The following is a 20,354-nucleotide window of genomic DNA, read 5'->3' on the forward strand; positions in this document are numbered from 1 at the left end:
ATCGTATTTCAGGTGAGGGAAACCCACCATACGCACACTTGCGTAGCACCGGTTGCCGGCCGGTTGGGGAGCACGCGAATTGCCCTGTCCGGGCCGCCGATTTACCGCTTCAGCCAGTCCTCGAGGGCCTCGTCGTCGGGGAGGTGAACGCCAAACTGATAATCGCGCGCGAGCAGGCGGGCGAACGACGTATCCAAGAATCTTCGACAGTGGAGCAGGACGCGGGTTTGTTGCCCGGGGGCGCGCACGAGGCGACCGAGGCCCTGGTTGACCTTTTGCAGGCCGGGGATGCGATAAACCCGATCGAAGGCTTCGTCGCGTGAGGCGCCGGCGCGCTCGAGCTCGGTGAGTCGCGTGCGCTGGCGGGCGTTGACCTCGGGCAGGGCCGGCCCGACGACCATGGCGTGGGAGACGCGGCCGCCGAGCAGGTCGATGCCTTCGGCAAAACTGCTGCCGAGCACGAGAAACAGCACGTCGGCGAGGGCGAGGTTTTGCTCCATCCACGCGGATTGCGCGGCGAGATCGGGGAGGCGCGGTTGCAGCGCCACGCGCAGCGGGTGGCCGTCGTTGGCTAGTTGGCGCTCGATGGCCTCGGCGTAGGCGTAGCTGGGAAAGAAGACGACCACCGCGCTGGTGGCCGCGGTGTGAAGACGCGCAATCGTCGCGGCGGTGGTGCGGTGGTGTTGCGCGCGCTGCTGGTAGCGCGTGTCGACCCGGGCATCGACCGCCACGTCGTAACTGTGATCGCGCCACGGGGTGAGCGCGTTGACGGTGGCGAGTTCGTCGCCGGCGAGACCAAGCGAGGCGACGAAGGCATCGGGCGGCCCCAGCGTCGCGCTGGCGAGGACCACCCGACCGAAGCCGCGGAGGATGCCGCCGATGACGGGTGCGGCGTCGAGGCAGGTGAAATGAAGTTCGCCGTCGCGCGGGGCCCAGAGCAGGCGGGTGAGAGTGGGGCTTTGCAGCCACTCCACGAGATCGGCGCAGCGCCAGAGCGTATCGGCGAGCTCGGGGCCGAGCGCGGCGTAGTCGAGCGGCACGTGCAGGAGCTGGTCGGCGATGCGTTGCAGGATTTCGAGCAGGTCGTCTTCGGTCGGGAGATCGAGCGCGTCGCAGGCGCGTTGGCCGGCGGCGAGCAGGGTGAGGGACTCCCAGGCGCGCAAAAGCGGGGGGGGCACGCGTTGGTGGTCGAGCTCGGCTAGCGCGGCGCGGCAATCGGCGGCGCTCAGCACATGCGAGTGCGCGTCGGCGACGCGGGCCGGCAGGTTGTGCGCTTCGTCGATGATGAGCAGGGTGCGCGCGGGGTTCCAACCGGGCTGGTTTTCAAAGAGACCGCGGTTGCGGGGCGCGAAGACGTAGTTGTAGTCACCGATCCAGACGTCCTGAAAGGCGAGTGCGGTGCGGGTGATCTCGTAGGGGCAGATGCCGGCCTCGTTGCCGGCGCCGCGCAGGGTGGGCAGATCGCGCGGCTGATCCTCGAAAAGGTGAAACCGATCGAGGCCGCTCTGGGGCCAGCGCGCTTCGAGGTCCTGCAAAAACCGGCATTCGTCCCGCACGCAATGGAAGGTGTGATTCACACAATGCTCCGCCTTGTTGCGCACATGCCATACGGCCAGCGCCGAGCCCTCGGCCGGGTGTTTGTCACGTCCCACGTGACAAGTGGACTCGGGGGCGGCGGTCATGCGGCGGAGGGTGTCGGCGACCTGGAGTTGGCCGGTGGATTTGCTGGTGAGGTAGAGGATGCGGTCGACGGTGGCATCGCGCAGCGCGTGCAGGGCGACCTCGAGCATCACGCCGGTCTTGCCGAAGCCGGTGGGGGCTTCGAAGGCGACGATGTGGCGATCGGTCAGCGCGGTTTCGAGCAACTCGCGGGTGTCTTCCTGCCCCTCGCGTAGCGTCGCGAAGGGCGGGGAGAATTGCAGGCCGCGGCGACGCGCCAGGGCGCGGAGGTTCAGGTCGAGAAACTGGGTGACGCGTTCGAGCCGTTGGTCGAAGAGCACCTCGTCGTCACGGCTGAGCGTGACAGTTTGGGACAGGCCGCTGGAGGTCTCGACGAAAACGAGCTCACCGCGCAGAGGTTCGGTTTCGACGTTGGCGGGAACGTTGATGCGGCGCAGCGCGAGGTAGGTGGCGAGCTGAGCAAAGTAGGCGGGGTAGTCGGCCCGCAGTTCAGTCTCAGGAAGGGGGACTGCGCGCGTGACAGTCTTGATTTCGCGGAGGACGGTGGTGCCGCGCTCGACGAGCAACTGATCGATGCGGCCGGTGATCTGCAGGCGCCAGCCGCGATGAAACACCTCGCCATCGATCGCCACTTCGAAGTGGGCGTCGGGGTGGTCGCTGGTGGTTTGGGCCTGCATCTCGCGATGCCAGTAGGAGCCGAGTTGGGCGCGCCAGATCCCGGTGGGACCGTCGCCACCGTCGCGGGGGCCGACCGCAAAATCCGCGAGTTCTCCCACGGAAAGGCGGGCGGTTTTGGCGGCGAGGTCGAAGTCCATGCAGGGGAGACGAAAAAGCGGATGACGCGGGCTTGGCGAGCCAAGCCCCTACCGGGGCTCAATCCACCAAAATATCAGTGTGGCCGCGGAGGTAATCCTCGAGGCGGCGGTGGAGATGGGCGACCCGATCGGTCGGGGTGTCGAGAGCGGCGACGGGTTGGTTGAGCAGGGCGACGAGGTCGGTGCGGTCGTCGCGGGGCAGGGTGGGAAACCAATGCTGTTTGAGGGGGTAACCTTCGTCGCGGGCAAAACAGTAGAGGCTCTTCAAGCCGACGATGTCGGGGCGATCGACGGAGGCGAAAGCGTGGAAGGCGGTGTGCAGCAGGGCGTCGACCGCTTCGCGGCTTTCCTCATGCACGGGGTTGCGGGCGATGAGGGCGGCGAAGGCCGAGGCGTGCTGCAGGCGCCGATAGTTGGTGCCGATGCCGGTGTGGCGATGGAGGAGGCGGACTTCCTTCACGAACCAAGTGCCGGCGGCCCCGGCGTCGAGCATGAGCGCGACATGATCGAAGAGATCGAGCGCGATATAGTCGGGTTTGGGTTTGCGCGGGACGCGTTGCAGGATGCGTAGCGTGCCGTGCTCGGCCGAGTAGGCGGTGGCGGGCTGAAAGGCTTCCTTGGGCGGAGCTTTCTGCAGAATGTGGGCCTCGGTTTGGAGCGACGGGCCGGCCACGGGACTCAGGCTTCGGGTGGTGGTGCCGCGGTCGAAGTTTCCGCGATTTGGGGCGTGGTTGCGGGAGGCGGCCAAGGTGGCACGACGGTGCCGCCGGAGATGATGAGCTTCATCGCTTCACTCACGGTCATGTCGAGGGGTTTCACGCGGTTCTCCGGATAAAAGAGCAGGAAACCAGAGGTGGGGTTGGGCGTGGTCGGAATGAAGACGGTGACGAGCTCGGAGGCGGTGCGTTCCTGGATCTCGCCCGCGGCGCGGTTGGTGAGAAAGCCAACGACCCAAGAACCGGGCGAAGGGTATTCGACCAGCACGACCTTTTCGAAGATGTTGCGCTTCTGGGCGGAGAAGGTGTCGACGATCTGTTTGACCCAGCGGTAGACCGAGCCGACGCCGGGAATGTTGTCGATGAAACGCTCGGCGGTGCGCCCGAAATAGGCGGTGAAAACGTAGCGCGAGAAGTAGCCGAGCAGCGTCACGAGTCCGACCACAATGATGGTCGTGAGCACGTTCCAAATGAGCTCGAGGTTTTCGCGTTTGAAGGATTCCGGGGCGAAGACCTGGAAGACGGGGCGGAAGGTGCCCCCGACCTTGTCGATCAACCACGAGAAGACCAACCAGGTGACCGCCAGCGGCGCGAGCAGCAACAAGCCGGACAGGAACGCGTTGCGCGCGGTGAGCAGACCGGACTTGGGTTTAGGATTGGAGCTGGAAGGCGTGGCCGCGGACATGTGAACCGCTCAGCGTGCGGTCCTGCGCGAGCGCCGCAAGCGCAAGGCGCAATCGGATCGGAAGATGAGGTCAATCGCCGCGTTGCGGGGGGGCAGCTACGGTGTCGTGAGCGCAGGCGGATCAATTTGGAGCGCAAGAGCGACGGAGGCTGGCACGGTGTAGACCTCGAGCAGCATCTCGCCCGTCGCGCCGGAATGGGATCTGGCGGTCACGCTGTAGTTGCCCGGGGGCAATTCGAGCAACATGGCTCGTTCCGCTCCCGCGTGGCCTGGTCGGTTAAGGTCCAATGGGAAGGCCCCGATGGCTGTGGACACCGCCCGAACCCAGTTGTAGTAGAGCGACTCCGGCGTGCTGCCGTCGGGGTAGGCGATCTGAATGAAGGCGAGGGCGATTTCATCGCCGGTCACGTGGTTGAACACGGACAAGGACGGATCGGGCACCGGCGTGGCGACGCCGAATTCGCTGAGCGAAGGACCGGCGGCGCGAATCAGCACATAGTGATTGGGAGATTCACCGGCGTTGCCCGTTCCCAGCACAAAGCCCGCAGAGATCGCCGGGGTCCCAGCGGACAGGTGGGCGAGGGTGGAAATGTTTTTGAGGGCGGCGGGTTGATCGCTGCCAACCCGAAGTTCGATCGAGGATGAGTAACCGGTCTGACTGTTGGCCCTGAATCGAGCGGAGTAGGTCGCGTTGTCATCGGCCGAAACGTTTGGCAGATCGAGATAGCGCTGATCGCCGGTGGTGGCGAGGGGCTGATAGTTCCGCAGCCACTCGATGTTGCTCGGATCCTCGATCTGGTCGGCGAGTTGCAGTCGAATGGTGGTGCCTGGCCTGGTGTCCACCCGGTTCCATCCCTGCGGCGGAATAGTGTAAGTGTAAAGCTGAGCGCCGATTTCAACAACCTGCAACGGGGCGTGAACCCGATGGCCGACGACGTAGGAATCAGCAACCTGGGCATGCGTCGGGAGCAGTCCGGCGTAGCAGACCGTGGCGAAAAGGAGGGGTAGGGTTTTCATGGCGACTGGGTCGACCCGCAGGGGAGGGACGCTGTGATACGACTCCGACCTCTGGCGGTTGTTTCCGACGGAACAACGTCGAGGTGTCGACCTTTCGCGATCTAGAGGTCGATCACGAGGTCGTTAGTGGTCGGCACCGCGTAGATTTCGACCAGAACCTCTCCAGTGCCGGCGGACTGCGAGCGCACGGTCAGGGTGTAGGCGCCGCCGTCCAGGTTGATAACGTCGACCAGATTGCGCGGAACCCCACCTGTCTGGAAGTCCGAGTCGATCGGGAACGCACCGACGCGTGCAGCCGTTTCGTTGACCAAGTCGCGGTAAACCTGGGGGGCTCCGATCTCTTCAAAGCTCGGGGAGCGATCGTTGCCGTGAATGTCCTGCAGGGTGTAAACGGGATCGGCCAGCGGGGAGGAAGAGTCGAATTCGGCCAAGGCGGGGCCAATCACGCGGATTAGGAGTTTCATGCCGTGGAAGGAACCGGCGACCGGTGGTTCGATCACGAAACCAAAGGTCGCCGCGGGAACGGTCGGCGACAGCATGACCCGCGTCGACTGGTTGGCGATCCGATGCCGGTCGGCGATGCCGCAATGGAGCTGCACGGTGTTGCTGCGGCTGAACACGACGTGGTCGGCGAACGACGCGGAGTAGTAACCGTTGTCGGCGCTGGACATGGCGGGGAGCACGAGCTCGGCGCCGGTAGCGAGCGGCTGGCCGTTGCGGGACCACTGGACGTTGGAGAGTTCGCCCAGTTCGGCGGACAAGCGCAGGATCACCTGGGTGTCCGGAGCGAGATAGGTGGCCGGTGCGGGCTCGACCGGGACGATCGGGATGAAGTCGCCCACCCACGCGCCCAGTTCGAGGGAGTAGGTGGCGCGATTCGATACGCCGACGGGAATGGCGATGGGGATCGGAACAACAACGTCGCCCGGATCATCAATCACCCCAGGCACGTTGTCGGGTGGAACCTGGGCGCTGGCGAGGAGGGCGAAGAGCGGCAGTAATTTTAACCACCCGGCAGGAGGTGTTTTCATCGGGAGCGAGGGTTGAAGGTGCCGGCCAGCGGGACCGACGCTGCCGGCGGGCGCTATGTTTTCCAACGAAAATCGGGCAACGCGTCGGCTTCGCGCAGGAGTTTCATCGCGCGGGCCTCGGCGGCGCGCATGCGGCGTTTTTTGGCCGGTTCGAGGTCGTCGTAGCCGGCGAGGTGGAGCCAGCCGTGGACGACGTAGAGGGCGAGTTCCTCGGCGAAGACTTTGCCGTTGGCCTGGGCGAAGGCGGCGGCGGTGTCGGCGGAGACGCAGACTTCGCCGGCGGTGCCGAAGGCCGGTTCCCCTTCAAAGGTGATGACGTCGGTGGTCGTGGGGTCGTCGAGGAACTGGCCGTGCAGGTCGGCGAGGACGGCATCGGTGAAAAAAGCGAGCGAGAGTTCGCCGTCGGGCGGGCCGCCGAGAAAGCGATCCGCGTGTGTATCCAGAATGTGGATCAGGCGGGTGACCGCCTTGCGATCAAGCCGCAGGCGCGGGTGGGCGTTGTGGATGGAGACCGGGCGGGGCATGTCTGAAGGGGGGGCGGGATCTGTCTCTTTATTCTTTCGCTTTATCTTTCTCCCCACGGAGCGAACGGATTCCGGTCTTCGGGGAGAAAGGTAAAGAGAAAGAATAATGATGGGCGGAGCCTCAGTTGCCCGCTTTCTCAGCCGCTTTCGGTTTCTCGCCGCTGGGGTAGGCCACGCGGGAATGGAGCATGTTGAGCAGGGTGAAGTTGAAGCTGCTCTTGATGCGGGTGACTTCCGAGAAAGTGAGCGGAGACTCGTCGAGTTGACCGTCGGCGATGTGATCGTGGACGATCTTGTCGATGAGTTCGCCGAGACCTTGCGGGGTGACCTTGGCGAGGGAACGCGAAGCGGCTTCGCAACTGTCGGCGAGCAGGATGATCGCCGACTCTTTGAACTGCGGGCGCGGGCCGTCGTAGCGGTAGGTGGTCTCGCTCACGGGCACGGGTTCAAGTCCGGGCAGGGCGGGGGTGCCGGGGTCGCGCAGGGGTGGATTGCTGTCGTCGCCGCGGGCGAAAGGAGAGTGGGTCTGGCCGGGACCTTTGATGGCGCCCATCGCGCGGTAAAAGAAGTAGCGGATGAGCGAGGTGCCGTGGTGCTGACGGATGACGTTGATGACGGTGCGGGGCAGGCGGTGTTGGATGGCGAGGTCGACGCCTTCCTTGACGTGGCTCTTGATGATGAGGGCCGAGAGCGAAGGGTTGTTGGCGTCGTGCGGGTTGATGCCCTCGCGTTGGTTTTCGGTGAAGTATTCCGGCTTCACCATTTTGCCGATGTCGTGGAAGAGGGCGCAGACGCGGGCGCGCAGGGCGTTGGCCCCGATGGCGTCGGCGGCATTCTCGGCGAGTTGCGCGACGACCAGCGAGTGGTGATAGGTGCCGGGCGCCTCCATCTGCATGCGACGCAGCAGCGGGTGATTGAAGTCGGTGAGTTCGAGCAGGGTGATGTCGGTCGTGCGTTTGAAGAGCGCCTCGAGCAGCGGCAGGATACCGACCACGACGACACCGGTCAGGATGCCGGTGGCGAGACCGGCGCCCATTTGTTGCAGGACCGCGAGCGGAGGCAGGCGATCGACCACGCCGATGAGCAAGGCAAAGGTCGCGACCACGACGCCACCGAGGGTGGTGGCGCGCACGATGGCGCCACGCTTGCGGGTGGCCCGGGCGGAGAAGATCGCGACCATGGAGGCGAGGAAGGTGAGCACCAGCAGGTCGAGGCGATTGCCGTAGATGACGCCGGTGAAAATCGAAATGAGCAGCGCCATGAACACGGCGGAGCCGGCGTCGATGAGCAGGGCCACGATGACCGGAGCGAGTGCGGTGGGCGCGATGTAGGGCAACAACGCGGCGGCGCCGGAGTGCTCCACAAAGAAGGGTAGCGAGCCCATCTCGTAGCTCAGGCGCACGGCGGTGAGGTTGATCATCACGACCAGCGCGAGCAGGCCGAGGCGGCTGTTGGAGCGCAGGGTCTCAAGGTCCTCCAGGCGGATGTAGATCGAGCAGGCCAGCACCATGGCGAGCACGAGAAGCACGCGACCGAAGAGTTGCAGGCCCTCGTCCATGATGGCCTCGCCGGACTGGAGCACGTTTTCGCGGTGGGCGACGAGCATCTCGTATTGTTCGGCGGTCACGCGGGTGCCGGGCTCGATGATGGTTTGGCCCCGCTGGACATCGACGATGACGGGTTTGAGTTCGTCGATGGCCTGTTGCTGCAGCGCGCGGGTGGCGTCCTGGTCGTAGACGAGGTTGGGGGTGACGCCGTTGCGGAAGATGCGGAAGAGGGCGAGGGTGGTCGGACGGCCGATGCCCTCGGCAGCGAGGTTGATGCGGAGGAGGGTGAGGGCGTCCTCCATCGACTCGACCGCCTGATTGGAGACCTGGTCCGACTTGGTGATTTGAAAAACGGTCACGCCACCGGCGGCGCTGTCGGCGGCGAGGGCGGAGTCGTCATGCACGCCTTGGGCGTAGATCTCGCGAAGCACCAGCAGGGCGTTTTCAACGACGGCGAAGCGTTGGGCGGCGTCGCCGAGGAAAAGCAACGCGCGGATATCATCGACGGTGGTGCGGTAGGGGCCGGCGGCGTTGAACTCGGCGGTGATGGCCTCGAGCTGTTCATGCGCGGCCGGCGTGGACGCGGCGTCGGCGGGGAAGGCCTGTTGGAAGCGTTCGAAGGCGACGAGCAGGTCTTTGATGTGGGCTTCGAACTGAGTGAGGGGTTCGAATTCGAGCCGGTAGACCGGCGGGATGCGGTCGCGGATCTGTTCCCGCTGCAGCCGGGTGAGTTCGGCGCTCTCGAAGCTGAAGGGCGCGTTGGCCACAATGCGAACGGGTGCCGTCTGGTTGGGCAGGACCGGCACATCGCTGGTGCGCACACCCACGAAGCTGATGAGCACGATGGCGGCGACCGTGGCGATGAAGATGAGCGCGGCGATGACGCGGCTCTGTTCGAGGAACTGCACCAGGCCGGGAGGGGCCTCGCGTTTGCGCACGCGGCGCGGGGCGGAACCACCGCGCAGAAGCTTGAGTTTGGGCAGAAGAGACAAGGTGAAGGGAAAGTGGGTGAAGCGGGGACCCGAGGGGTCAGACGCGCGAACCGTCGTTGGCGTTCATCGGGTTTTGGAATCGGTCGTAGGCCTCGATGATGCGTTGCACAATGGGGTGGCGCACGACGTCGGCGCCGGAGAAGTGGTGGAAGGCAATACCGTCGACGTTTTGCAGGATGCGTTCCACTTCGAGCAGCCCGGAGCCTTTCGAGCGCGGCAGGTCGATCTGGGTGGTGTCGCCGGTGACGATCATGCGCGACCCTTCCCCGAGGCGGGTGAGGAACATCATCATCTGCTCGGAGGTGGTGTTCTGGGCTTCGTCGAGGATGATGTAGGCGCGCGAAAGGGTGCGGCCGCGCATGTAGGCGAGGGGCGCGATCTCGATGACGCCGCGCTCGGTGAGCTTGTTGACATCGTCGCCGGACAACATGTCGGCCATGGCGTCGTAGAGCGGGCGCAGGTAGGGCAGGATTTTCTCGCGCAGATCGCCGGGGAGGAAGCCGAGCGCCTCGCCGGCCTCAACGGCCGGGCGGGTGAGGATGATTTTTTCGACCTCGTTGCGCAGCAGGGCGGACACGGCGTGGGCGACGGCGAGGTAGGTCTTGCCGGTGCCGGCGGGGCCGATGCCAAAAACCACCGGGCAATGCTGCATCGATTGCAGGTAAAGTTTCTGGCCGAGCGTCTTGGGGACGATCGATTTGCGCTGGGTGGCGATCACCAACGGTTCGTCGAAGAGGGCCGCGAGTTGCGCGTCCTCGCCGCGGGCGAGCAGATCGACGAAACGTTGGAAGTCCGGCGCGTGGATGCTCACGCCCTGGGCGCGCGCCTGGTTGAGGAAGGCGAAGAGTTTCTCGACGCGGGCGATCGTCTCGTCGCTGCCCTCGACCTTGAGCCACTCTTCGCGGGTGGTCAGGGTGGCGCCGAGGATGCGCTCCGCGTAGGCGAGGTTGTCGGCCCGACCGGCATAGAGCTGGTTCAGGTGGCGCGGATTGGGAAAGTAGAGGGTCTTGGAGGCCATGGCGGTGCGCCGAGGAACGGACGCAAGGGCAACGCAAACAAGGTCGCGGCTTATGAGGCGGGCTCGGCGCGGGTGAGTTCGGCGGCGGTGGCGGCGAGTTTTTCCCAGGTCGATTCGAGGGCCTGGGGCAGGGTGCGGGTTTGGCCGAGCACCGGCATAAAATTGGTGTCGCCGTTCCAACGCGGCACGACGTGGCCGTGGAGGTGCGGGATGCTGCCGCCGGCGGCGGAACCGAGGTTGAAACCGACGTTGAAGCCGTCGGGTTTGAGGGCGTGGCGGACGATCGTTTTGCCAAGGGTGATGAGGGCCATGAGATCGGCTGACTCCTCGGCGGTGAGTTCCTCGATGTCCTCGACCTCGCGGTAGGGAATGGCGAGGAGGTGACCCGGGTTGTAGGGAAAGCGGTTCAGCATCAAGTAGGACAACTTGCCGCGATGCACGATGAGCGCCGCGCGATCGTCGCCGAGCGCGGGCATGTCGCTGAAGGGCCGGTCGCTCTTGGGAAAGCGCGGCGCTTCGATGTATTCCATGCGCCAATAAGCGTGAAGCTGGTCCATAGTTGCGAAACGCCAAAAAAGGTGGCGCCGCAAAGGATGTCAAAGCCCCGGTCAAGGGCCCGCCCACCGGTTTTTTCGCAAGCGAATGTCAGAACTCGGTGCGAACCGCGATATATTGGGAAGTCGCCTCGACAGGTTGGCGGACGGTTTGCAGAGACTCGGCGAGGAACCCGCCCATGAGGCGGGTGCGGCCGCCCCACGGGTGCCAGTTGAGTCCGAGGTAGAGCGATTGGTGGCGATCGCCGTAGCCGTTTTCGACATCGAATCCGGGCACATCGTCGATCGTCCGCAGGTAGCGCGAGCCGATGCGCAGGCCTTCGCTGGCAGAGGCGCGTTGAAACTGTGCCTGCACGACGAACTGCAACACGTCTGCTTTCAGCCAGAACCACGGCATGACCACGAAGCCGGAGAACTCGCCCTGGCGGCGTGCGCGGGGATTGCCGTCGGTCGCGTCGCCGTTGTTGCCGTGCACGAGGTTGAGCATCACGCCGCCGCGTCCGCGCTCGTAGGTGAGGCTGAGCGAACCGGCCCAGGCGTAACCGAGGCGACTGTCGCCGGGACCGTCGTTGGTGGCGCGGATGGCGTCGGCGACCAGTTCCCAGCGTTTGCCGAGGTCGACTTCGAAACTCGCGTAGAGGAAACCGTCGCCCTCGAAGCGCGCCAGACCGGTGGCGGGCGAGGTGCTGAAGACGCCGAGGGAGACTTGGGCTTCGCCCTTTTCGGCGGTGAACAAGACGCCGGTCGGCCGGTCGCTGTCGCCGCCGAGCTTGTCGGCCAGGGCGCTGCGTTCGATCGTGAGAATCTCGGTCGAGGATTGGTGGCGCTCGTAACCGACGCCGATTTTTTGCCGGCCGAGTTTCAGGTCGAGGTCGTCCACCCACTCCCAGTCGAAGGCGTCTTCGAGATCGATCGCGAGCCAGGCATCAGCGAGCTCCTGGTAGCCAAAACCGGTGTGATTGGAGGTGCCTCGAAAGCGGTTGTCTTCGACGAGGTGGGTGTCGATCTCGGCGGAGAGGAAGTCGTTGAACTCGATCTCGGCGCCGAGGCGCAGACGCCGGTATTCGTCGAACTCGCGGGTGAAGTCGCGTCCGCGCGCATCGGAGCCTTCCACCCGGGCCGCTTGGTAGTGAGCGCGGCCGGTGAGACGCATCCGCCGCAACCACGGGCTGTCGTCGTTTTCGTAGAGATCGATGGTGCCGTCGGTGAGGTCCTGCCAGTAGGTCTTGGTGGTCTCGGGGGACTCGCCCGCTGGATCCGCCGCCTGAGCGCGGAGTTCGCTCAGTTCGGGGAGGAGGCAGGCACTGAGCAATGACAGTGCGAGCCGCGGGGTCATGTCGTGGAGTCGAGTTCGTGACCGGTCGGCACGATGACGACCCGGTTGTTGCCACAGGCCTGCTGCAGCGCCTCGAGGAACGTGGGCAGTTCGGTTTCTTGACGAAGTTGAATGCCGTAGCGCAGCTCGGTCATCATGCCGGCCTGCACACTGGCGACGCGGATGAGCTGGTTCTTGAAGGTGAAGCGTTCGAGGACCGGATTCAGGTCGGCCGCGAAGTCGGTGTCGCTGTTCACCCTCACGTTAAGGAGATGGGAGGCCCGTTGCGGGGCAAAGGCATCGATGCGCGTGAGCACCCAAATGGCCGCGCCGACGACGGCGGTGATGAGCACGGCCGCGCCGTAGAAGCGGGCGCCGACCACCATGCCGATCGCCATGGCAAAGAAGACGAACCCGACGTCGCGCGCCTGGGGCAGTTCGCGGCGAAAGCGGATCACCGAGAAGGCCGCGAACATGCCAAAGGCGATGGCGCCGTTGCCGCTGATCACCATGATGAGGATGGTCGTGACCATGCCGATGATGACGAGGGCCTGCACGAAGTCCTGGGAGTAGCGCGTGCCCCGGTAGGTGGAGCGGTAGACGCGGGCGATGCAGAGGTTGAGCGCTAGGCTTAGCAGCATGGCGCCGATCACCTCGCCGGCGCCCGGCAGGGACAGGTCGAAGATGCGTTGCATGAACTGGAGCAACGAATCGGGATCTGCGATGGGCGTGGATGTATCCATGGCGAAACTCGGATGGATCGGAGGGCGGGAAACGTTCGTCGGGTCAGGCGAGGGCGAGGGGCGCAACCAGCGTGTGGTCGAGCGCGCGCACGTATTTGCTCACGCCGCACGGCACCAGGTGGTGGCGAGCGACCAGCTGGCGAAACCAGTAGGGCACCGCGCCGATGGTTTTGACCTCCATGATCCACTCGCCGTTGGCGAAGAGCGGTTCCGGCGAGCCCGCGGAAACGGGCGAATCGAGGGGCGCGAAGGTCAGGTCGTGGTCAAAGGTCACACGGAGGCGACCGTTCGAGCCGGCATCGTAGGCCAGACGATGGAAACTCATCCGCGTGACCGGGTGGCGGAAGCCTTGCGCCAGGAGCGTTTGCAGTTCCAGCCACGCCAACTCTTCCGCGCGGGTGGTGAGCTGCGGGGCGATGAATTCCGGCAATTGCAGCGGCGTGGTCGGATCGCGCTCCAAGAGGAATTCGACCGGCACCGGGATGCGGCGCTTGACGGTGGTGTCGACGAGCTTGTGTTTGATCTCGACGAAGCCGTGCGGCGTCTCGCCCAGTGTGCCGACGTGGTAGATGCGGGTGCGGATACGACGGCGATTGGGGTGGCCGAAGCGTTTCTGCCAGTAGGTTTCCCGATCTGCGGAGTCGAAGTAGTCGGACTGCACATGATAGCCGTCAACCTGGTTGCGGTCGGCGGGAATTTGCACGGCGATGGCGCTCCGCACTTGGTGAGCTAAGTCGCGGGGCAGGAGAAACTTGTATTCTGCGCGGCTCTGCGAGGCGTCCATTTGGGTAGATCGAGTTGGGAACTTGTGAGAATAGGGCGGCGGTTCAAGTTCTCTGTGACAATTTGCCGTCAAAAACCCGCCAAATCGAAAGGTGACAAATTCGCTGCCATCGCCCACGGGTGTCTTTTTGCCAGTTATGAAAGTAGCTCAATCTCATCGTCGTGTTGTCATCACCGGCCTGGGCGCGGTCACGCCGCTCGGTCTCACCGCCGCGGATACATGGACGGGTTTGGCCGCCGGAAAGTCGGGTATCGGCCCGATCACCCGCTTCGATGCGGACGCTTGCGCGGCGCGGATCGCCGGTGAGGTGAACGGTTTCGAAACGACGGCGCCGCTGCCGTCTCCGTTGAAGCCCTACGGCGACGATCGACCGGCGCTTGAGACGGTGTTCACCCCCAAGGACGCCAAAAAGTTCGGTCGCTTCACGCATCTCGGCGCGGCGGCCGCCGTGGAGGCCTACGCCGACTCCGGGCTCGACGCGCACCGCGCGACCCTCAACGCGGAACGTTTTGGCGTGAACCTCGGTGTGGGTTTGGGCGGTCTGCCGGAAATCGAAGCCACGCAGGAGACCTGGAAGGCCGGCGGTTTTCGCAAAATTTCTCCGTTCTTCATCATTCAGATCGCGCCGAATCTGCTGGCCGGGCAGGTGAGCCTCCTGCTCAACGCCAAGGGCCCGAACATGGCGGTGGCCTCGGCCTGTGCGACCTCGGGTCACTCCGTGGGCGAAGCGGCGGCCGCGATCAGCCGCGGCGACGCCGATGTGATGGTCGCCGGAGGCGCGGAGTCGACGGTCACGCCGCTGGCGGTGGGCGCTTTTGCGCAGATGCGGGCGCTGTCCACCCGCAACGACGATCCGACGCGCGCCTCGCGGCCGTATGACGCCGATCGGGACGGTTTCGTGCTGTCGGAAGGCGCGGTGGTTTTTGTGCTCGAGGAATACGAGCACGCCAAGGCGCGCGGCGCCCGCATCTACGCCGAAGTGGCGGGTTACGGTGCTTCGGCCGATGCCTATCACCTGTCCTCGCTAGCGCCAGGTGGCGAAGGTTCGCAGCGCTCGATGCGCGCCGCGTTGGCTTCGGCCGGTGTCGGACCGGAGGCGATTGATTTTGTCGCGGCGCACGCGACCTCCACCCCGGGCGGCGACGGAGAGGAGGCGGCGGCGATTGCCAGCGTCTTCGCGGCGCAGGTGCCGCAGTTGCATGTGAGCGCGGTGAAGTCCATGACCGGTCACCTGCTCGGCGCGGCTGGCGCAATGGGTGCTTTCACCGCGATCAAGGCGATTGAAACCGGCACCATCTCTCCGTCGATCAACATCGAGAACCTGGACCCGGCGGTGGAGGCGACAGGCCTCAACGTGACGCCGAACACGGCGGTGCAAAAGGCGGTGCGCGGCGCGCTCGCCAACAGCTTCGGCTTCGGCGGCACCAACGCCTCCCTGGTCTTCCTCGGGGTCTGATTCCAGCGATCGCGTCGCGACCAACTGTCCCGCAATACGTGACAGTTGGTCGCATGCCAATGGGGCGGCGCCTGGGTGTTTTGGTCTGGCCGGTTCTGGGGCGGGCCACCAACGTGCGCGCTTTCGCTCTTGTGAAGACGTATTGGAAACAGGCGGTTGAGTTGCTTTCGCTGCCCTTCCTGCTGGCGCTGCTGCTGGCGGCGGGGTTCATGGCTTTCGTGGCGTGGGATCACTCGCACTGGTGGGCGAATCGCGAGGACTATGGCTTCGGCTGGCTGGTGCCGGCGTTCGTGGCGTTTGTGGTTTACGATCGCTGGGTGAAGATCAGCGCGGCGGTCAGGGTCTGCGGAGCGGAAGCCAGTCCGCGGGCAACGGGGTGGCGTAAGTGGATCATGAATACACTGGTGGTCGGCGGCATGCTCGGCGGCGCGCTCATGTTTTTGCTCGGAGCGTTTTATCGGGCGGGGGCGGGGCCGTCGCACCCGGGCTCGCTGGCGCTCTCGTTGGGTTGCGGCGCGATCGTGCTGACCTTGCTGTGGACCAACGCGCCGGAGCCGGCGTCAGTGCGGCCGGCCGGATTCTGGGAGGATGCGCGGGTGCGGCTGGCGCTGTTGTTTCTGTTTCCCGCACTGGTTTGGCTGGTGTCGGCGCCGATGGTGTCGGTGATCGAGAATCAGCTCAGTCTGTTCCTGCTGCGCAAAGTCACGACGGTTGTCTTCTTCGTTTTTGACCTGCTGGGACTGCCGTTGCGGCAGGAGGGCAATGTGCTGGTGCTGCCGCCGCTGGCCGACGGCGAACCCAACCGGGTGGGTGTGGAGCAGGCCTGCTCGGGCATCCGATCGCTGACGGCGTGCCTGTTTGCCGGATCGTTTTTGTCCGCCGTCTTCCTCGACAAGTTGTGGAAGAAGATCGCGCTGGTGGTGGCGGCGATGGGTTTCGCGTTTCTGACCAACCTGGTGCGCTCGCTTTTTCTCACCGGCTGGGCCTACCGCTACGGGCACCGTGCCATCGAAGGCACGGTGCACGATGTGGCCGGGTATTCGGTGCTGGGACTGACGGTGGTGGGGCTCTTGTGCCTGTTGCCGCTCTTCCAGTTCCACTGGTCGGTGGGGGAGGACGAAGACGAGGACGAGGTGGACGCCGGAAACTGAAAACCGGGGTCAACGACCCCGGCTACAGTTGGTGACCGCCAAGTTGTGAAGCGGCTTATTCCGGCAGGACGATGACTTCGAAGGCCTTGTCGTCCTCGAGGTAGTCGGCGGCGAGGGCGTTGATTTCCTCCACGGTGATGGACTCGTTGTCGCTGTAACGGCTGCGGGCCCAGTCGAGGCGTTGCGGGAACTCCTGACAACTGGCGAGCACGGCACTGAGCCAGTAGCCATTGGTGCGGGCGCTTTCGCGGAGGTTCGTCAGGATCGGCCGCACGGCGCGCTCGAGTTCGTCGACGTTGGTGCCATCGCGGGCGAGGTCATCGGCGAGCTCACGGGTCACATCGGCCAATTTTTTGGCTTCGGCGGGGTCCACCACGATCGAGGCATTGATGGAACCGTAACCCGGGTAGGTGTCGCTGGTGCTGCTGCCGGCGTTGGGGCTGTAGGAACCGCCGAGCTCCTCACGCACTTTGAGGCGCAGGCGATCATCGAGGATGCTGGCGAGCACGTTGAGGCGGCGGGCGACCTGGACATCCATGCCGTCGGTGGTCGGCCAGGTGAGCGACACGATGCCCTTCGGGATTTCGGTCGGGACGGTGTAGTTGCGGGTGAAGGTTTCGGCGGGAAAGGATACCTTGCGGCGGTCGGCGTGGTGTTCCTTGGCCCCGCGAACGCGGAGGGCGCCGAAGGTTTTGGCCACGGCGGCGATGGTGGCGTCGACGTCGAGATCACCGACCAGGCCAATCTCAATCGGGCCGGATTGGAACTCCGGGGTGAGCCAGGCGCGAGCCTCGGTGAGGGTGCGTTGATCGAGCACGTCCTGTGGCGGCAGACCGAAACGCGGGTCGCCGTTGGCGAGCAGGCGGGGCACCTCGGTTTGCAGGGGACCCTGCGGGATATGCGCCAGACGGGCGTAGTATTGGGTGATGGCTTTGCGCATCTGGCGGTCGGCCTCGGGCCGGAAGCCGGGATCGACGAGGTAGGCGGTGGCGAGCTGGAGCTGGAGCTCGAGGTCATCGGGCGTGGTGCCGCCGCTCAGCACGAAGGCATCGCTGTCGACGCTGAAGCCGACACCGACGTTTTTGCCGGCGAGGATGCGGCGGAGGTCATCGGAGGAGTGGGCGCCGAGGCCGCCGAGGGTGAGGGTGTTGGAGGCGTAGACGGAGAGGCCGGGTTGGTCGATCGGCTCGGAGAGTTGGCCGGTGCCGACGCGGACGCTCATGCTGATGCTTTGGGCGGAGAAGTCGGTTTTTTTGATGTTGAGGCGCACGCGATTGGCGAACTCGACGAGGGTGAGATCGAGATCCTCCACGTATTCGCGAGAGTAGACTTCGCCGGGCGGGCCGAATTCGGTGTAGGCGAAGGCGGCCTCCTCGATTTCGGGCGGCGCTTCGACGGGTTGGGCGTGGGCGGCGGCGTAGAGCTCGCCGATGGCCGCCTCGGGGTCGGCGGGCTGGTCGGCTCCGGTGTTGCCGATGACGGTGACGTAACGGTGGTCGACGTCCCAAGCGGCGCGGAAGGCGGCGTTGCAGGCCTCGACAGTGACCTCGTCGAGTGCGGGCATGAAGAGGTCGTAGTTGGTCTGCGGGGTGGTGAATACGTTCTCGTCGGCGATCGAGGAGAGGATGCCCATGGCGAGACCGGAGGAACGGCGGGTGGGGGCGCGACGCACGGCCTGATCGAGACCATTGCGCATACCGGCGATGACCTCGCGTAGCTCGGGGCCTTGGAAGCCGTGTTGGAGGGCGCGGCGCAGTTCGTTTTCGGCGACGGTGAGCGCGGCCTGCCACTGGTCGGGTTGGGTGGTGAGCTCGATGGCGGTGGTGTCGGCAACCTTGTAGAACGAACCGGCGTGGGCGGAGCCGCGCGAGAAGGGAGCGCCTTCCTGCTTGGCGAGCTCGGACAGGCGACGGTTGAGCATGGCGAAGGCGAGGTCGCGCGGCAGGTCCTTCAGACGGTTGGCGGCGGTGTCTGCTTCCTCGGTGTAGGGTTGCGAAGTCTGGATCGCGACGGTGGCGGTGCCGGCCTCGGGCTCGTGGTGGTGAAGCACGCGGACGCCGGAGGCCAAGGCGGTCTCATCGGTCGGCGGGTCGAGGCGTGCCGGGGCGCGGGCGGTGAGGTCGCGGAAACTGTCGCGGATGGTGCGCTCGACCAGATCGATGTCGAAGTCGCCGACCGCGACGATGGTCATGCGCTCGGGCCGATACCAGGTGTCATAGTAGTCGACGAACTGGTCGCGGTTGGCGGTGCTGAGCACTTCCTCGGTGCCGATGGGCAGGCGATGCGCGAGGCGGGTGTCGCCGTAAAAGAAGTCGAGTTCGGCGACGAAGGAGCGCCACTCGACGGAGTCGCGGGTGCGTTTTTCGGAGAGGATGATGCCGCGCTCCTTGTCGATTTCCTCCTGCAGGTTGAGCAGACCCCCGGCGTAGTCGCGGAAGACTTGCATGCCCTCGACGAGGTGCTGCTCGGAGGAGTCGGGCAGGTCGATCATGTAGACCGTGCGGTCGAAGCTGGTGAAGGCGTTGGTGTCGGCGCCGAAGCTCATGCCCATGCGTTGGAAGAATTCGATGAGCGTGCCCGGCTCGTAGTTTTCACTGCCGTTGAAGGCCATGTGTTCGAGGAAGTGGGCGAGTCCGCGCTGTTCTTCGGTTTCCTGCAGTGAGCCGGTCTTGACGAGCAGGCGCAGGGCGGTGCGTTCGCGGGGCTCGGTGTTGACCATGAGGGCGTAGCGCACGCCGTTGGAGAGTTTGCCGTAGCGAACGGATTCGTCGGCCGGCAGGTCGCTGGTCTCGTGCACAAAATCGGCGGCGCGAGCGAGTGGGGCGAACAGGGGCAGGACGAGAGCGAGGAGGGGGAGGATGAAGCGGTGCATACGCGGGGGGACGAACGACATGTTGGGGCTAGAGGATGCGGCTGAGACCACAAAGGCCAAATAATGTTTTGTGAGTGCGGTCGTTTTTCGATTCCTCCACCGATCTGTTGATGGCGCTTTGGTTCTATCGCTTGGTTTTTCTGCCGCTGATGTGTGTGCTGGCGCCGTATTACCTGTGGCGCATGCGGCGGCGTGGCGGTTATGGCGATGGGTTCGGGCAACGTTTCGGGGCCTTGCCGGCGGGCTTGCCACCGAAAGGAGTCGGGCGGCAGCGGATCTGGATTCAGGCCGTCAGTGTGGGCGAGTTGTTGGCGATCGGTCCGCTGTTGCGGCGCTTGGCCGAAGACGAGGCGGTGGAGGTTTATCTCACGACCACCACGAGCACGGGTTATCGCTTGGCGCGGGAACGTTATGCCGAACTGACGGTGGGGGTGGGTTACTTCCCGCTGGATTTCTGGGCCTGCTCGGCCCGGGCGTGGCGGGGAGTGGCGGCGGACCTCGTCGTGCTGACGGAGGGGGAGCGTTGGCCGGAGCACATCCATCAGGCAGCGCGCCGCGGAGTGCCGGTTCTGTCGATCAATGCCCGCATGAGCGATCGCAGTTTTTCGCGGATGCGGCGGGTGAAGGCGCTGGTGCCGGCCCTGATGGGTGGGGTGACCCGGCTGCTGGCGGTCTCGCCCGAGGATGGTCACCGGTTCGTCGAATTGGGTTTCCCGGCGCCAACGGTGAGCGTGGTGGGCAATCTCAAGGTCGACAACGCGATCACCCCGATCGATGCGACGGCGCGCGAGGCGCTGCGCGGCGAGTTGGGTTTCGGGCCCGATGACCTGGTGCTTTTGGGCTCTTCGACATGGCCCGGTGAAGAAGTGATGCTGATCCAAGCATGGCGCCTGGCCCGCCAGATCGAGGGCTTTGCGACGCTGCGGCTCTTGCTGGTGCCGCGGCATGCCGAGCGCCGGACAGAGCTGGAGGAGGTGGCCGCGAGCGTGGGGGTGCCCTGGCACCTGCGTTCGCGCGGAACGGCGCCGGGGCCAATGGATTTGGTGGTCGCCGACACGACGGGTGAATTGCAACGGCTCACGCAGGTGGCGGACCTCGTGGTGGTGGGCAAAAGTCTGCCGCCGCACACGGAAGGCCAAACGCCGGTGGAGGCGGCCGGATTGGGACGGGCGATCCTCTTTGGGCCTGGTATGGGCAGCTTTCGGGCAATCGCGCAGGATCTGGTGCAAGCCGGGGCCGCGCGCCGGGTGGAGGACGGGCTCGAACTCGATGCCGCCGTGCTCGAATTGTTGGGTGATGAACCAGCCCGAAACCGCATGGGGGAGGCCGGTCGGGCATGGCATCAGGCCAATCGCGGCGCCCTGGATCGCACGATCGAAGCGCTGAAATCAGAGCTAGGTCTCTAAACTCCAGGGTGTTGCGCGAGTGGCCCGATTAGCGTTGCCCGAGGGGGA

The 20,354-nt window shown here is 65.2% G+C and carries 16 protein-coding genes; 3 read left to right on the forward strand and 13 right to left on the reverse strand.

Annotation, left to right across the window (positions count from 1 at the left end):
• Window positions 1-101 precede the first annotated feature (101 nt).
• The 12 genes from AC0MRV_RS06810 to AC0MRV_RS06865 form a co-directional block, all read right to left on the reverse strand.
• Window positions 102-2,495 carry a helicase C-terminal domain-containing protein gene (locus tag AC0MRV_RS06810; protein ID WP_472763689.1) on the reverse strand — a complete coding sequence of 798 codons (2,394 nt, stop codon included), beginning with the start codon at window positions 2,493-2,495 and terminating at the stop codon, window positions 102-104.
• Between the two features lie 58 nt (window positions 2,496-2,553).
• The gene (locus AC0MRV_RS06815; protein WP_472763690.1) at window positions 2,554-3,168 is read right to left on the reverse strand and encodes a hypothetical protein; all 615 of its coding nucleotides are present in this window, start codon (window positions 3,166-3,168) and stop codon (window positions 2,554-2,556) included.
• 5 nt (window positions 3,169-3,173) lie between these two features.
• Complete coding sequence (locus AC0MRV_RS06820; RefSeq protein WP_472763691.1) at window positions 3,174-3,896, reverse strand: DUF502 domain-containing protein; 723 nt, start codon at window positions 3,894-3,896, stop codon at window positions 3,174-3,176.
• 96 nt (window positions 3,897-3,992) lie between these two features.
• Window positions 3,993-4,913, reverse strand: coding sequence for a hypothetical protein (locus AC0MRV_RS06825; protein WP_472763692.1), 921 nt, complete (start codon window positions 4,911-4,913; stop codon window positions 3,993-3,995).
• A gap of 101 nt (window positions 4,914-5,014) precedes the next feature.
• Window positions 5,015-5,944, reverse strand: a complete 930-nt coding sequence (locus AC0MRV_RS06830) for an immunoglobulin domain-containing protein (RefSeq protein WP_472763693.1) — start codon at window positions 5,942-5,944, stop codon at window positions 5,015-5,017.
• A 53-nt stretch (window positions 5,945-5,997) separates the two neighbouring features.
• Window positions 5,998-6,468 carry an rRNA maturation RNase YbeY gene (gene ybeY, locus AC0MRV_RS06835; protein WP_472763694.1) on the reverse strand — a complete coding sequence of 157 codons (471 nt, stop codon included), beginning with the start codon at window positions 6,466-6,468 and terminating at the stop codon, window positions 5,998-6,000.
• A gap of 121 nt (window positions 6,469-6,589) precedes the next feature.
• Entirely contained in the window at window positions 6,590-9,007 is a 2,418-nt protein-coding gene (locus AC0MRV_RS06840; protein ID WP_472763695.1) for an HD family phosphohydrolase, read from the reverse strand.
• Window positions 9,008-9,044: 37 nt separating this feature from the next.
• Entirely contained in the window at window positions 9,045-10,025 is a 981-nt protein-coding gene (locus AC0MRV_RS06845) for a PhoH family protein (protein WP_472763696.1), read from the reverse strand.
• 50 nt (window positions 10,026-10,075) lie between these two features.
• Window positions 10,076-10,582 (reverse strand): HIT family protein, encoded by a 507-nt coding sequence (locus AC0MRV_RS06850; protein WP_472763697.1) that lies wholly within the window; start codon window positions 10,580-10,582, stop codon window positions 10,076-10,078.
• Between the two features lie 88 nt (window positions 10,583-10,670).
• A complete protein-coding gene (locus AC0MRV_RS06855; protein ID WP_472763698.1) occupies window positions 10,671-11,915 on the reverse strand; it encodes a porin in 1,245 nt (414 codons plus the stop codon).
• A complete protein-coding gene (locus AC0MRV_RS06860; protein WP_472763699.1) occupies window positions 11,912-12,637 on the reverse strand; it encodes a DUF4956 domain-containing protein in 726 nt (241 codons plus the stop codon). The genes AC0MRV_RS06855 and AC0MRV_RS06860 overlap by 4 nt, the downstream gene beginning before the upstream one ends.
• A 43-nt stretch (window positions 12,638-12,680) precedes the next feature.
• The gene (locus AC0MRV_RS06865) at window positions 12,681-13,421 is read right to left on the reverse strand and encodes a polyphosphate polymerase domain-containing protein (RefSeq protein WP_472763700.1); all 741 of its coding nucleotides are present in this window, start codon (window positions 13,419-13,421) and stop codon (window positions 12,681-12,683) included.
• A gap of 136 nt (window positions 13,422-13,557) precedes the next feature.
• Here AC0MRV_RS06865 and fabF point away from each other — a divergent pair, with 136 nt between their 5' ends.
• Together fabF and AC0MRV_RS06875 are read left to right on the forward strand one after the other, a co-directional pair.
• Entirely contained in the window at window positions 13,558-14,877 is a 1,320-nt protein-coding gene (fabF, locus tag AC0MRV_RS06870) for a beta-ketoacyl-ACP synthase II (protein ID WP_472763701.1), read from the forward strand.
• Between the two features lie 113 nt (window positions 14,878-14,990).
• Window positions 14,991-16,028 carry an exosortase/archaeosortase family protein gene (locus AC0MRV_RS06875; protein ID WP_472763702.1) on the forward strand — a complete coding sequence of 346 codons (1,038 nt, stop codon included), beginning with the start codon at window positions 14,991-14,993 and terminating at the stop codon, window positions 16,026-16,028.
• A gap of 55 nt (window positions 16,029-16,083) precedes the next feature.
• Here the strand turns inward: AC0MRV_RS06875 and AC0MRV_RS06880 are convergent, their stop codons facing one another.
• The gene (locus tag AC0MRV_RS06880) at window positions 16,084-18,921 is read right to left on the reverse strand and encodes a M16 family metallopeptidase (protein ID WP_472763703.1); all 2,838 of its coding nucleotides are present in this window, start codon (window positions 18,919-18,921) and stop codon (window positions 16,084-16,086) included.
• Between the two features lie 53 nt (window positions 18,922-18,974).
• Here AC0MRV_RS06880 and AC0MRV_RS06885 point away from each other — a divergent pair, with 53 nt between their 5' ends.
• Window positions 18,975-20,306 (forward strand): 3-deoxy-D-manno-octulosonic acid transferase, encoded by a 1,332-nt coding sequence (locus AC0MRV_RS06885; protein ID WP_472763704.1) that lies wholly within the window; start codon window positions 18,975-18,977, stop codon window positions 20,304-20,306.
• Window positions 20,307-20,354: the final 48 nt, after the last annotated feature.

The sequence above is a fragment of the Actomonas spartinae genome (assembly GCF_051209155.1).
GTDB lineage: Bacteria > Verrucomicrobiota > Verrucomicrobiia > Opitutales > Opitutaceae > Actomonas.

Bases quoted from the DNA above. Each gene is read 5' to 3' on its own strand.
- AC0MRV_RS06810 (WP_472763689.1), bottom strand. From the start codon at position 2,495: ATGGACTTCGACCTCGCCGCCAAAACCGCCCGCCTTTCCGTGGGAGAA.
- AC0MRV_RS06820 (WP_472763691.1), bottom strand. From the start codon at position 3,896: ATGTCCGCGGCCACGCCTTCCAGCTCCAATCCTAAACCCAAGTCCGGT.
- AC0MRV_RS06825 (WP_472763692.1), bottom strand. From the start codon at position 4,913: ATGAAAACCCTACCCCTCCTTTTCGCCACGGTCTGCTACGCCGGACTG.
- AC0MRV_RS06830 (WP_472763693.1), bottom strand. From the start codon at position 5,944: ATGAAAACACCTCCTGCCGGGTGGTTAAAATTACTGCCGCTCTTCGCC.
- ybeY (WP_472763694.1), bottom strand. From the start codon at position 6,468: ATGCCCCGCCCGGTCTCCATCCACAACGCCCACCCGCGCCTGCGGCTT.
- AC0MRV_RS06845 (WP_472763696.1), bottom strand. From the start codon at position 10,025: ATGGCCTCCAAGACCCTCTACTTTCCCAATCCGCGCCACCTGAACCAG.
- AC0MRV_RS06850 (WP_472763697.1), bottom strand. From the start codon at position 10,582: ATGGACCAGCTTCACGCTTATTGGCGCATGGAATACATCGAAGCGCCG.
- AC0MRV_RS06855 (WP_472763698.1), bottom strand. From the start codon at position 11,915: ATGACCCCGCGGCTCGCACTGTCATTGCTCAGTGCCTGCCTCCTCCCC.
- AC0MRV_RS06860 (WP_472763699.1), bottom strand. From the start codon at position 12,637: ATGGATACATCCACGCCCATCGCAGATCCCGATTCGTTGCTCCAGTTC.
- AC0MRV_RS06865 (WP_472763700.1), bottom strand. From the start codon at position 13,421: ATGGACGCCTCGCAGAGCCGCGCAGAATACAAGTTTCTCCTGCCCCGC.
- fabF (WP_472763701.1), top strand. From the start codon at position 13,558: ATGAAAGTAGCTCAATCTCATCGTCGTGTTGTCATCACCGGCCTGGGC.
- AC0MRV_RS06880 (WP_472763703.1), bottom strand. From the start codon at position 18,921: ATGTCGTTCGTCCCCCCGCGTATGCACCGCTTCATCCTCCCCCTCCTC.